The sequence below is a fragment of the Galbibacter sp. genome, from assembly GCF_048266365.1.
Classification (GTDB): domain Bacteria; phylum Bacteroidota; class Bacteroidia; order Flavobacteriales; family Flavobacteriaceae; genus Galbibacter.
Genome location: NZ_JBLWZP010000004.1, coordinates 78,606 through 91,302 on the forward strand (window position 1 = coordinate 78,606; position 12,697 = coordinate 91,302).

9 protein-coding genes and 1 pseudogene are annotated in these 12,697 nt (G+C 36.5%); 8 read left to right on the forward strand and 2 right to left on the reverse strand.

From position 1 onward, the window contains the following. Positions 1-267 precede the first annotated feature (267 nt). From ACN0TV_RS07570 to ACN0TV_RS07595, 6 genes and pseudogenes are all read left to right on the forward strand, one after another. Positions 268-1,176, forward strand: a complete 909-nt coding sequence (locus ACN0TV_RS07570; protein WP_417361694.1) for a dihydrodipicolinate synthase family protein — start codon at positions 268-270, stop codon at positions 1,174-1,176. Then, entirely contained in the window at positions 1,166-3,820 is a 2,655-nt protein-coding gene (locus ACN0TV_RS07575) for a sodium:solute symporter family transporter (RefSeq protein WP_417361696.1), read from the forward strand. Before ACN0TV_RS07570 ends, ACN0TV_RS07575 begins: the two co-directional genes overlap by 11 nt. Positions 3,821-3,930: 110 nt before the next feature. Then, complete coding sequence (locus tag ACN0TV_RS07580) at positions 3,931-5,583, forward strand: exo-alpha-sialidase (RefSeq protein ID WP_417361698.1); 1,653 nt, start codon at positions 3,931-3,933, stop codon at positions 5,581-5,583. A gap of 235 nt (positions 5,584-5,818) precedes the next feature. Beyond that, entirely contained in the window at positions 5,819-6,853 is a 1,035-nt protein-coding gene (locus tag ACN0TV_RS07585; RefSeq protein WP_417361700.1) for an HNH endonuclease domain-containing protein, read from the forward strand. Between the two features lie 100 nt (positions 6,854-6,953). Next, positions 6,954-7,220, forward strand: a pseudogene (locus tag ACN0TV_RS07590) (HIT family protein); the annotation flags it as partial. 573 nt (positions 7,221-7,793) lie between these two features. Continuing rightward, a complete protein-coding gene (locus tag ACN0TV_RS07595; RefSeq protein ID WP_417361702.1) occupies positions 7,794-8,240 on the forward strand; it encodes a hypothetical protein in 447 nt (148 codons plus the stop codon). Positions 8,241-8,478: 238 nt separating this feature from the next. Here the strand turns inward: ACN0TV_RS07595 and ACN0TV_RS07600 are convergent, their stop codons facing one another. Then, on the reverse strand, positions 8,479-8,730 hold the full coding sequence (locus ACN0TV_RS07600; RefSeq protein WP_417361703.1) for a hypothetical protein: 252 nt from the start codon (positions 8,728-8,730) through the stop codon (positions 8,479-8,481). 6 nt (positions 8,731-8,736) lie between these two features. Continuing rightward, entirely contained in the window at positions 8,737-9,600 is an 864-nt protein-coding gene (locus ACN0TV_RS07605) for a CPBP family intramembrane glutamic endopeptidase (protein WP_417361705.1), read from the reverse strand. Positions 9,601-10,174: 574 nt separating this feature from the next. Here ACN0TV_RS07605 and ACN0TV_RS07610 point away from each other — a divergent pair. Together ACN0TV_RS07610 and ACN0TV_RS07615 are read left to right on the forward strand one after the other, a co-directional pair. After that, positions 10,175-11,833: a hypothetical protein gene (locus ACN0TV_RS07610; protein WP_417361707.1), complete on the forward strand. Its 1,659-nt coding sequence runs from the start codon at positions 10,175-10,177 to the stop codon at positions 11,831-11,833. A 202-nt stretch (positions 11,834-12,035) separates the two neighbouring features. Then, the gene (locus ACN0TV_RS07615) at positions 12,036-12,692 is read left to right on the forward strand and encodes a response regulator transcription factor (protein WP_417361709.1); all 657 of its coding nucleotides are present in this window, start codon (positions 12,036-12,038) and stop codon (positions 12,690-12,692) included. The last annotated feature ends 5 nt before the right edge of the window (positions 12,693-12,697 follow it).

Consider the following 12,697-nt stretch of genomic DNA (forward strand, 5'->3'; position numbering starts at 1 on the left):
ATCAACAAGTTTTAATAATACAATTGTTTTTCAGTTTAGTTAGTTTACCCCGGGCTAGTAATTGGCACCCTAGTCCGGGTTATTCTCTAAGCAGTATTTAGTGTATCTTAAATGTCAAAATTAAGATTGTGAGGTGTGTACGCTCCAAAGCGCTTTAACCTCATTATAAAGTCATCAAAATAGTATTCACCATATTTTGCTGTATGTGATGATATAGGGAACACTTTAATTTCCCGTCCATTCAGTCAAAACGATAAATTAGATCATATGAAATTAAATTTTAACGGATTGATAGCTGCAGGGTTTAGCCCTTTTAAAGTCGATGGGACACCTGATTTAGATAAGATCCCTCCATTGGTGGATAAGCTTATTAAAGAAGGGATAAATGGCTTTTATCTCATGGGAAGCACAGGTGAAGGAGTTTCCGTAAAATTGGAACAGCGTCTCGCGATAACCGAAGCCTATTTTAAGGCGGTTAATAAGCGGGTTCCTATTATTGTAAACGTAACACATTCAAGTTATGGAGCCAGTGCTGATTTAAGTAGACATGCGGTACAAATGGGAGCGGATGCCCTATCGGCAACAGCACCTTCCTATTATGGGATCTCTGGAATAGATCAGTTGATTTATGCTGTGGAGAAAATCACAGATTGCCAGGATCAAATCCCCTTTATTTATTACCATATCCCAGGTAAAACGGGACTAAATTTTAAGATGCATACTTTTTTGGAGCAGCTGGATAAAAGGATACCACAACTCGGTGGGATAAAATATACAGCCTCATCCATGGATGATTTTATGTTGTGTAAAGAAAATTATGGAGATCGTTATAAGATGTTCTTTGGTGTGGATGAGCTTTTTCTTCCTGCTTTAGCCATGGAAGCCGATACCTTTATTGGAAGTACCTATAATTTTATGCTTCCGTATTACAAGAATATCCTGAAGTATTATGGAACAGATAACCATAAGGTGGCTTTGGAAAACTATCGCAATGTGGTAGAAATTATAAATGCCTTTTTAAGATATGATGGACTGGCGTCTCAAAAAGCCATTTTGAAAATGAATGGTTTTGATTTTGGGCAACCCATCTCACCCATCCTACCACTTACGGATAATGAGTACAATTACTTAAAACAAAATTTAGAATCGCTACATTATTTCGACCATGTCAAATAACCCCCAGGCATTGTTTAATTGCCGTAGTGGATTTTTAGCTAAGTACAAACTAAATCTGCTATGGTTATTAGTGTCATTCTTTATGCTTAATGGTATGGCTCAAGAACTTAATGTTCAGCAATTAGCCTCGCTGCCTGGAATAGAAAAAGAAGGTAATTCTTTGGGGTACGCAGGGATGTATGGCGGCAAAGTAGGTGATCTCATACTAGCTATGGGAGGAGCAAATTTCCCGAATGCATTGCCCTGGGAAGGTGGAACTAAAGTATGGAGTGATCATATTCTAATACTTAAAGATCAAACATGGACCTTATCAAAAAACACCCTTCCATCAGCACTGGGATACGGCGCCTCTGTGTCCTTGGATAATGGCATTCTCTGTATTGGTGGAAATAACAGTGATGGTGTTTCTGCGCAGGTGTTTTTAGTGCAGCTAGATCCAAATGATCTACAGATTGAAATAAAACAGTATCCGCCTTTACCCATACCGCTTGCCAACCTTTCGGCTGTTAGGGACGGGGAGTTTATTTACGTAGTCGGCGGTGACGATAGCAAGAACAGCTCTTCTTCATTATATAGGCTTCATCTAAAGGAATTATCAACTTGGGAAAAGCTGGACGATATGCCGGGGCCGGCAAGAAGTTATCACGCTGCAGCGGTACAGGAAACAGGCTTTTCTAGGAAATTGTACGTTTTTTCAGGACGGAGTGTAGGTGCGATAAAACCAACACCTTTATTAGATACATATGTGGCTTATGATTTGAAAAGTCATGCTTGGGATAATCCCGTGACCATGGTTATTAAAGGAGAGCCAAAGGTGCTCATGGCTGCCAGCGCTTCAGCTGTCGGATCGATGAGCGTTTTGCTATACGGAGGGGATACAGGAGAAATGTTTACTAGACTCGAAAAGCTAAGCTTAGAACTTGAACAAACAAAAGATAGTGCTCGGCATATAAAACTTCAAAAAGAAAAGGAACATCTCTTGACAAGCCATCAAGGTTTTTCAAATAACGTATATGCCTTTAATACCGTAACAGCACGCTGGAGTGTTTATGATACCATAGAAGATCTCCCAGTGACCGCGCTCTCATTTAAAGATGCAAATTCCATGTATTTAGTATCTGGAGAAATTCGTCCTGGAGTTCGAACTCCGGCGACTTATAAGATCCAGAGCAGGAAGGATGTTGAAGCCTTCGGTTTATTGAACTATACGGCTATGGGTATTTACCTGTTAGTGCTCGTTATTATTGGTCTCTATTTTTCCAAAAAACAAAAATCAACAGAAGATTATTTTAGAGGAGGAGGAAGAATTCCATGGTGGGCATCTGGGTTGAGTGTGTTCGGAACCTTGCTGAGTGCCTTGACCTTTATGGCCATACCTGCAAAAGCCTTTTTAACGGATTGGTCGTACTTCTTTTTAAATATTGCGGCCATTCTTATCACCCCTGTAATAGCCATTTATTTTATACCTTATTTCAATAGGCTTAAGATCAGTACAGCTTATGAGTTTTTGGAAATTAGATTCAATTATACGGCTAGAGCATTAGGAAGCCTATCTTTTATGTTATTTCAAATCGGTCGAATCGGTATTATATTACTGCTACCTTCATTAGCCATTACCATAGTTACCGGAATTCCAGTAGAGGCCAGCATTCTTTTTATGGGAGTGTTATGTGTTTTGTATACTACCTTTGGTGGTATTGAGGCCGTAATATGGACTGATGTTTTACAGGTTGTTGTTTTAATGGGTGGAAGTATACTGGCCATATTTTGGATATTTTTCCAAGGAGATGTTTCAGTGGCTCAAGCCTACGATCTCGCTGTAGAAAACCAAAAATTCAATATTATAAATTGGGACTTTGATTTTACAAGCTCCACCATTTGGGTAGTGCTCCTAGGAGGATTAGCGTCCTCCCTAATTACTCAAGGAACGGATCAGACCATTGTCCAACGCTATCTTACCAGTAGCAGTGTTAAAGACGCTAGAAAAACATTATATACCAATGCTGTCATGACACTTCCAGCGACCATTATCTTTTTTGGAATTGGAACTTTGTTATTTGTTTTTTATAGTCAAACGCCTGAGAAGTTACCGCCTCAGATTAACAATAACGATTCCATTTTTCCTTGGTATATCGTCCACGAATTGCCAGCAGGCGTTTCCGGTTTTTTAATCGCTGGATTATTCTCAGCTGCTATGTCCAGTATCAGTAGTAGTTTGAATTCAATCTCTACGGCTTTTTGTAATGATTTTTATCAAAAAATCTATCCTAAGACCTCCGATCTAAAGTTACTTCGCATAGCCAGGATAACCACCCTTGTTATTGGCATAGCAGGAATACTGTTTGCCTTCTGGATGGCGAATTCCAATATTAAATCACTGTGGGATCAATTTTATGTGGTATTAGGACTAATCACAGGTGGGCTTGGTGGCATGTTCTTATTAGGCATCCTTACCAAAAGAGCAAACGCATACGGTGCCTTAATTGGGGTGCTGGTTAGCGTCTTGGTCACTTGGTATGTAAGCCAATACACTAATGTCAATTTCTTATTTTTATCAGTAGTTGGAATCGTCAGTTGTTATGTACCAGGGTATTTGTTTAGTTTTATTTTCCCTCAAGGCAAAGACAAGAAATTGATACGGTAGTGGAATGAGAAATAGAGCGCTATATTACAGTGCCCGAGACGCTTTTTTGAAGATATAAAAAAGTATAAATAATAGATTAATAGTATTGCTAATCATATAAATTGAAAACAATGGAACCTAGAAGAATACAGATGCTGTCGGTCATTCTTATTATTATGAGTTTTGCGTTTATCTCTTGTGAAAAGGAGATAAGTAATGTACAAGTTACCCAAACGCAGTTTGAATACCCTGTTTTAAAAACCAAACCTTATAATCATGTATTGTTATTGGAGATAAGGACCAAGGATTCACTAAAGCCCGTGGCACTGACTGAAGTTAATTTGGACTTTGGAAAAGCTACGAATTTAGACGATATTCAGAGTGTGGCGCTCTACTATGTTGGGGCAAAAGAAGGTCCCATTAAAAAAGATAGTAAGCTGTTTGCTTCTTCAAAAGAGATCAAACCTAAGACGAAGTTAGAAGGAGATCTTGAACTTAGTGGTGCAAGTCATTTTTTCTGGGTTTCTGTACAACTAAACGATATGGCTGATATTACACATAGGCTAAGTGTTTCCTGTGAATCTATAGTAGCTGGCGCAGGGACTGTAGCGTTGACTCCACTTGAAAATCCTAGGAGCCTTCGAATGGGAGTGGCGGTCCGTAAGCATATGGATGATGGATTACATACCTTCAGAATACCTGGACTTGTACAATCTAATAAGGGTACTCTGATCGCTTGTTATGACGTTAGAAGAGACACAGGTCGTGATCTTCAAGGGGACATAGATTTAGGCATCAGTAGAAGCTTCGATGGCGGAAATACTTGGGAGCCGATGCAAATTGCAATGGACATGAAAGAATATGGTGGGCTACCAGAAAAATTCAATGGCGTCAGTGATGCTTGTTTACTGGTAGATCGTAATACAGGGGATATCTACTTAGCCGGACTGTGGATGCACGGGGTTATCAATAAAGAGGGCCAATGGGTTGAAGGATTAACAGAAGATAGTGACAACTGGAATCACCAATGGAGAAATAAAGGATCGCAACCAGGGTTTGGATTAAAACAAACCAGCCAATTTCTGATCAGCAAAAGTACAGATGATGGCAAAACCTGGAGTGAGCCTGTGAATATCACCAAGATGTGTAAAAAAGAGAAGTGGTGGCTCTTTGCCCCAGCTCCTGGTAACGGTATTACCATGCAGGATGGTACCTTAGTTTTCCCAACCCAGGGTAGGGATGAAAATGGGGAACCTTTTTCAAACATTACCTATAGTAAAGATGGGGGCAAAACCTGGATTACAAGTAATCCATCCTATACGAACACTACGGAATGTGCTGTAGTGGAGCTGGATCCTGGAGTACTTATGCTTAATATGAGAGATAATAGAAACAGGAAAGATAAAAGTGATACAAACGGAAGAGCGGTTTATGTGACTTCTGATTTAGGTAAGACCTGGCTTGAGCATTCATCTTCTCATAAGTTACTTCCAGAGCCCGTGTGTATGGCATCCTTATTTGAATTTAAAACGGAAGACTCTTCTTTGTTACTCTTTTCCAATCCTAACACCAAAGAAGGTCGTTATAATATCACCATCAAGGCGAGTTTTGATAAAGGTTCTAGCTGGAATACCAATAATCAGCTGCTTCTGGACCAAGGAAGGGGTAGAGGCTATTCTAGCATCACCCAAGTAGATGAATTTCACCTAGGAATTTTATATGAAAGCAGTCAGGCTGATATGACTTTTCAGAAAATACCTTTGTCAGATATTGTTAAACAGTAGTACGACCTTATAACCAATACAGCATGTTGGACTCCCTAGAGGCTGACATGCTGTATTCTTTATGTCAACATTGTTTTAGCTCTTATTTTAATTTCCTTGATTAGTTAAACTAAATAACTGTATCAAAGATTTTGTAGCCAAATTTGCTATGGCTATTTTTGGATTGCAGCCAAAGTTTTAGAAATAGGAAAGGGCCTATTTTAAGGCGCGCTAATGATCCTTTTTGTCCACGACTATGCATCTACCAAATCATCCTGAAATTTCGATTTCAAAATTGTCTTCTGTGTTTAAAAACACCAGTGCTACTTATAAGTTTTATTGGTTCTGGAGTATCTTAGAAGCGATTGAGGATGGTCAAAGTACCATCGACAAAAAAGAGATTTTTTCTAGAATGTTGGCTTTAGCCTGGTACCCCGTAAACTACTTTCATCTTTCTTTTGGCAAGCAGGATTCAATACAAGATGCTATTCTAAAGGTTAGGGACATAGAAGGGTTTACTATTGATGATAAGCGAAGCTTTATCTTAGAAAGGCTCGTTAACTCAACCAATCCTGAAACGATACAATTGTTAACTCACTTTGATAAAAATGTTCCACATAAGTTTTTGAGTCCATGGCTTGGTAGTAAATCTAAGTCTAAAATTTATGAACACTCTTTAGAGATTAAGAATAATGCGCCTTATTCTTTGTTTAAAGATCATATCGTGATCTCAGATAAATGGCTGCATTATTTTTACACGAACACCGCTGTTCTAAAAGCTTTCTGTTACTGGAACTTGGCTTTGTTTCTTCAGTTCCGAAATCCAAATGTTCCAGATATCCCAAACAAGATACACAGACCAATAGTAAGGGGCAGCTTAAATAACCATAAATCCAAATTCTGGGATCGTGTGATCGATGAAATTGGCAATGTCCATTGCATTTATACGGGGAACAAAATAATTAAGGGGAACTATGCGATTGAACATTTTATTCCTCATCAATTTGTAGCGCATGATCTCATGTGGAACCTCATTCCAGCGGATATGACTTTTAACTCCATAAAAAGTGATAAGCTACCGCGTTTCGAGATTTACTTTGACTCCTTCTATAATTTTCAGAAAACTGGAATTGAAATCATCAAGCAAATAGCTCCTAAGAATCATTATTTGCAGGATTACTTACCTATTTTTCCTGATTTAGAGATTGACAAATACAAATTTGAAGAGCATATTAAACCCATGCTCACCATAGCACACAATAACGGATTTCAATACTTAAATAAAGACTAAAATGAAAGACTTTTTAGAGATACCAGAATCTAGAATACTTTTTAGGTATGACTACTTTTTTATCGTTGTTGATTCCTATGCAGTTTAACCAGGACATCTTTTAATTATTTCTAATGAACTACGTAAAGATTACTTTGAACTCTCTGATATTGAGAAAGCCACTCTAGTATCTACAATCGATAAAGCCAAGTCGATTATCGAAAAGGAACATAAGCCAAATGGGTATAATATTGGAATGAACTGTGGAGAGACGGCAGGACAGACCATTTTCCATTTCCACTGTCATGTTATACCTAGGTACAAAGGGGATATGGAAAATCCAAGAGGGGGCGTAAGAGGAGTGATTCCAAGTAAAATGCGCTATTAAATCTACGGGGCTTTATAGCGCTGGTCGAATGCATTGTGCACTTTGTTCTAATATTACGAAAATATTAACTTACAACCATATTATAATATTCTAAGAGTGATATTTTAAATTTCTTTTAACAGTGTGAAGTTTCATTATTACCTAACTTCGAATGTATCTGATCCAAAAGGAACAGGCACTGAAATAGCCTACAACTAAAAATTCACGAGGATTATACACCTAAACCAATACGTTACACGACTCAACTTATATCCCAAGAACCTCCCACGCTGGGGTGTTTTTATGGCTATTCTTTCAACAACACTTGGCTACTGCCAAGAAGCTTCTGTGATTTCCGGGAGGATATATAGCCATGAAAAGGAATTGAAGGATATCAAGATTATCAATCTTAACAGAAATACATATTCCTATTCCGATGCGAATGGTCTATTTACAATAGGAGCCTAACTTAAGGATAGCATTAAGTTTACTTCTATTTTTTATGGAGTAAAAGTTATAGTCGTTAAAAGGGAACATTTAAAATCTGCACTGGAGATAAGCTTAGTAGAAAAGGTAAATGAACTAGAAGAAGTTGTGCTTTCCAAAGAGTACATCGCCCCTGATTTTGATAAAAAGGCCTATACTTTAGACCTTCAAAAGCAAATCAATACAGATCGGAAAAAGAATCCTTTTAAATATGGGACATTACCGACGGGCGGCGGAAACATTGCAAACCTCATAAGGCTTGTCGCTTGGCTTTTAAAAGACAAGGATAAGAATAAGGATGAAGAGCAGGTGAGGACGGTGGTTTTTGATGAATTAACCCATTTGTTTAAGAATGATACATTTTTTACTGAAGAGTTACTAATTCGTGACTTAAAAGTGCCTAAAGATCAAATAGAACTTTTCTTTATGTATTGCGAAGCACAAAGTATAAATTCTGAACTATTAGGGTCAGATCGCAAATTTGAACTGTTGGATCAACTCGTAATCCATAGTGGAAGTTTTATGTCCAGGCTTAACGGCTCTAGTGAGGATTAATAGCTGCTGATAATTACGGAAGTCTTGGTGTTTCTAAAGTGACCATTAAAGGCAACTAAAACTGGTTAAAAAACAAAGGACACATCCTGGGGCGCTGGTCTGACGGGTAGCGTGGTGTGTCCTTATGTCGTGAAATGATTGTTTCACATTTCACCCCCAATAAATTGTCATAATTTTTTTTAGTTGTTTAACTATATTTTAATTTTAGATCCTGTTTGCTTAATGATAGTGTATTATCTCATCCTTTGTTTGGTTGCTTAAGGACTTGTTCCAAATCCAAATTCTTATTATAATCAACAATTTCATCCAGGCTCATTTTCTTCTCGTGTAACAAATAAGCAGGTGCTACTTTGTATTTGATATAACTAACATCATCAATTTTAAAATGGTTGGAAAATAAAAAGCTGGGATATTTGAGGCATGCGATCCGTGATAGTGGTATAATCAGTTCTCCCAATAACCCTAAAGCAATTTTATAATTTATATGCATGTTCAATTAGGTTAAATCCTTTTGGGTTATATTGTTTTGACTCTTTGCTTGAAAGTTCATATATCCAATAAGTAGTAGGAGTGCAATAACACAAAAAATCGAACCTTCAAAGCCAAAATCCCCTCCATTAATAAGGTTGTTCTCTGTCCTTCCGATGTTTACTAGTGAAAATGAGCTTTTACCACTTACACTGAACCCAAAGAGAGCTTGAAAGAAATTCCAACTAAAGTGCAAGGCAATTGAAAACCACAAGTTCTTTGTGAGTATATAAGGTAGGCCTAAAACAATACCCGAAAGAAAGAGATTGATATAGGATATCCAGCCCATATGAGGATTGAAGGCATGCATTAAGGCAAATATCACCGAAGATATAATTAATGCGATTTCACCACGGTGTATTTTTAATAGATTTCTCAAGATATAGCCCCTACAAACAATTTCTTCTAATACGGCTACAATCATAAATAGAATAATAGACAAGGCTAATTTTTCTGCATTAAATGCTATGTTCTCAAATGTAATCTGATTTAGTAGTAGGAGCGCCAGGAATCCAATTCCCATAATTACTAATCCTGCTGCTATACCTAATCCGATATCTTTCATACGGTTTTCAAGGGATAAACCCAAGTGAGATAATGCCTCATTGTCAACAAACCTCATGAACATAAATACAATAGAAAGCCCAGCTAAAAGGCCAAAAAAGTAAATGATGACTTCTTGCTTAATCGTTGTTACGATAGTAATATCTAGAGGATTCGCTCCAGCTACATAGTACCCAAATAGCTCAAACAGGCCTACAAAAATCACGAAGGCCACTGTGAATACAATGATTTTTAGCCAGATTTCAGATTTTGAGTGATTGCTTTCCATAACAGGGTAATTTTATTATTTAAGCTGTTGTTAGTAGGTTGATTACTTATTTTAAAATTGTATCATTTGCTCCAAAAGGAGGATTATTATGTCTAGCAAAACTCTAATTAGCATTTGGTTGGTTAATGGGTTATATATTGGTATTTCTTTAAGACGTTTATTAGCTTAAAATTGGTTTTTCTACAGCTATTCTCGATAACTCAACTTTAGCTATTTTCGTTGCTATGTCAAAAGTGTAACAAATCATCGGAATAGACAATTACTCTATACGACGGTTTATAAATTGGCCCGATGATTTATAAATTACCGGTAGTTTTGTCCAAATTCTAGGTAAAAATCCAATGATGGTTTAGTAGATTATGTGACCTGCATTAAAAAAGTGAAAACTTGTTAAGAATTAAGGTGGTTTAAAAATTACAAAAGTAAATGATACCTCTACAGGTGGTGATTCCAAATACTACACGTAGAAATTATCTGCTCTTTTTTTATTTTTTTGGAGTAGTTTAATTAAAAAAATTGAATCTTTGCTACTAGAATTACTGCCGTGAATCAAATTATGACTTTTAAGACCATAATGAATTGTCTAAATTTTAAAGAGCCATTAAAACTAATTGGATTGTTATTCCTGGTAATTCCTGCTTTACTGTTTTCTCAAAATTCCCCAACCTATGAAGAGTTGCAAAGCATGCAATATGCAGCCGTGCACAAAGGCGATATAGTTCAACTGCGAAAGATTAGTAAAATTCAATTCGAGAAAGCCTGCCTAGAGAAAGACAGTCTTCAAATGGCAAAAGCACTATATCAAAGAGCCTTAGAGGAAGATTATGAAAAGGGACTTGAATTGGCTGATTCCATAATATTACTTACTGAAAAAGGAAACTACAAATGGTATCCTGCGGAGGGCTATATTATCAAAGCTTATAGGCATTATATGGCCGGAGATTATCTAGAATCTCTCAATAGCTATATTGAGGGACACGAGATTGCACTAAGTAAAGGAAACATGGATCAAGTCAATTCTACTCTCACAAGTATCGCCGCAATTAAATCTAATAATGGCCATCATGCCGAAGCACTCGACTTGTACAGAGAATCCCTAGGGAGATTCAATGATAGCGAAGAATTAAGTGCTATAAATTATGATGACTACTTAATGTTACATTACAATATATCGCTATCTTATTTAAAATTGTATAATTTGGATTCTGCGAGGTATGTAATAAATAAAGGGATTCCAATTGCTTTAAAATTTGGAGACACTATGTACTACCGCGACCTGATTACTGCAAACGCACAAATAGATTATTATGATGGCAACTACTTGAAGTCAAGGGATTCTCTATATAAATATATAGGGTATTACGATGGAATAGACCAGGCAGAAAAGGAGTATTACCTAGGTAAGATTGCTGGAAAAATGCGGGACTCTGTCACAATGTTTAACTATTTCATGTCGATAGATTCAATAGTCACTGAAATAGATATTCCGGTTGACAACATGGAAGATGTGTATCAGCTATTATTAATTAAATCTTCTAAAGAGAATAATAAAGAGCAACAGCTCGAGTATATTAATAAGCTTATTTATTTTGATAGCATTAATAGCACCTTGCGAAGTGGGCTCAATCAATTAGCGACTGTAGGTTTTAACGTTCCAATGCTTCAAAGAGAGAAAAAACAGCTGCTAAGTGAAATAAATGGAAGGGATAGAGTAATTTTATATTTATATGCAGCGGCTGGATTTAGTTTATGTTTCACAGTGTTCGTCTTTTACAAGAATTACAAGATTAAAAGGAAGCTGAATTTGTTGATGAATACAAAGGTAGAGCCTATTCATTCGAATCGTAATGAGAAGATAGAACTTCAGCTCTCTTCCGATATTCTTGCAAAAATAAAGAACGGTCTGGATCTTTTCGAAAGGGAAAAGGGATTTTTAGACCCGGGTATCACTCAAGAGTCTTTGGCAAAAAACTTAGGAACAAATTCGTCGTATTTGTCAATGGTAATCAATAGTGAAAAAGGAATTAATTTTTCAAGATATTTAAAGGATTTAAGGGTGACTTACGCAATAAATTTTTTAAAGGCTAATCCTGAAATATCAACTAAGTATACAATGAAGGGTATGTCCGAGTTGTTTGGCTTTAAATCTGCAGATTCATTTTCTAGAGCCTTGTCTTCTAAAATAGACGTAAGTGCTTCTGACTATTTAAAGAGAATTAAGAAAGAATCTTAATATTTTATTTCTCAAAACTTTACCCAGCTTTTGGTTAGGATGATATCCGAATTTTTTTAAGCTTTTTTAATGCCTAGGAAAAAAACCAAATTAAAGGGGAATTTTCCTGTTGATTCAAGTTGATTTTATAGTTAAATTTTAACATTCAATTATTTAATACAATTGGTTAGTGCTTTTTGGTATCAAAAATTAGCGATTTCAGATGTTTAATAGAAAAGATTCACTTTTAGCAGAAATTCCTGATATTATAGCCTTCTTTGGTCACTTGGATGCTACTATGGTGACAGTATACCATACGAAAGAAGACAAAATAATTTATTGTAATAGTTGTTTTAAGGATAACCACAGCATCAATGTTAAGGATGTTTTTAACCAAGGCTGGTCCAATTGGATCCTAATGATTCCTTTGAGTCATAGACCAATAGTGAAGAGTCGACTTTTTAATTTTTTTGGGAATCTTGACCTAATACATGTTATTACCCTTAGATATCCAATTGTTGATTGTGAAGGAAATGAGCTTAGTTTACGACATAAATGTTTGTCCATTCAACTTAAGAAACAGCATGTCGTTATTAGTTATATTACCGATGTTACTGAAGAAAAAAGTATTGAACGATACCTTAGTTCAAAAAAGATGCATCAAGATACGCTTAAGAAAAATTCAGAAAAGTTTATCTCATCAAGAGAAAAGCAAGTATTACGGTTAATAGCCGATGGGCTTTCTTCGAAACAGATTGCTAATTTGCTTTTTATCAGCAATCACACCGCCATATCTCACCGTAAACATCTCATCAAAAAGTTTCAGGTTAAAAATACCGCTCAGTTGATCAAAGCGGCTTCTAAAGTTATTGAGTTATAAGCAAC

Bases quoted from the DNA above. Each gene is read 5' to 3' on its own strand.
- ACN0TV_RS07615 (WP_417361709.1), top strand. From the start codon at position 12,036: ATGTTTAATAGAAAAGATTCACTTTTAGCAGAAATTCCTGATATTATA.
- ACN0TV_RS07580 (WP_417361698.1), top strand. From the start codon at position 3,931: ATGGAACCTAGAAGAATACAGATGCTGTCGGTCATTCTTATTATTATG.
- ACN0TV_RS07575 (WP_417361696.1), top strand. From the start codon at position 1,166: ATGTCAAATAACCCCCAGGCATTGTTTAATTGCCGTAGTGGATTTTTA.
- ACN0TV_RS07600 (WP_417361703.1), bottom strand. From the start codon at position 8,730: ATGCATATAAATTATAAAATTGCTTTAGGGTTATTGGGAGAACTGATT.
- ACN0TV_RS07610 (WP_417361707.1), top strand. From the start codon at position 10,175: ATGAATTGTCTAAATTTTAAAGAGCCATTAAAACTAATTGGATTGTTA.
- ACN0TV_RS07570 (WP_417361694.1), top strand. From the start codon at position 268: ATGAAATTAAATTTTAACGGATTGATAGCTGCAGGGTTTAGCCCTTTT.
- ACN0TV_RS07605 (WP_417361705.1), bottom strand. From the start codon at position 9,600: ATGGAAAGCAATCACTCAAAATCTGAAATCTGGCTAAAAATCATTGTA.
- ACN0TV_RS07585 (WP_417361700.1), top strand. From the start codon at position 5,819: ATGCATCTACCAAATCATCCTGAAATTTCGATTTCAAAATTGTCTTCT.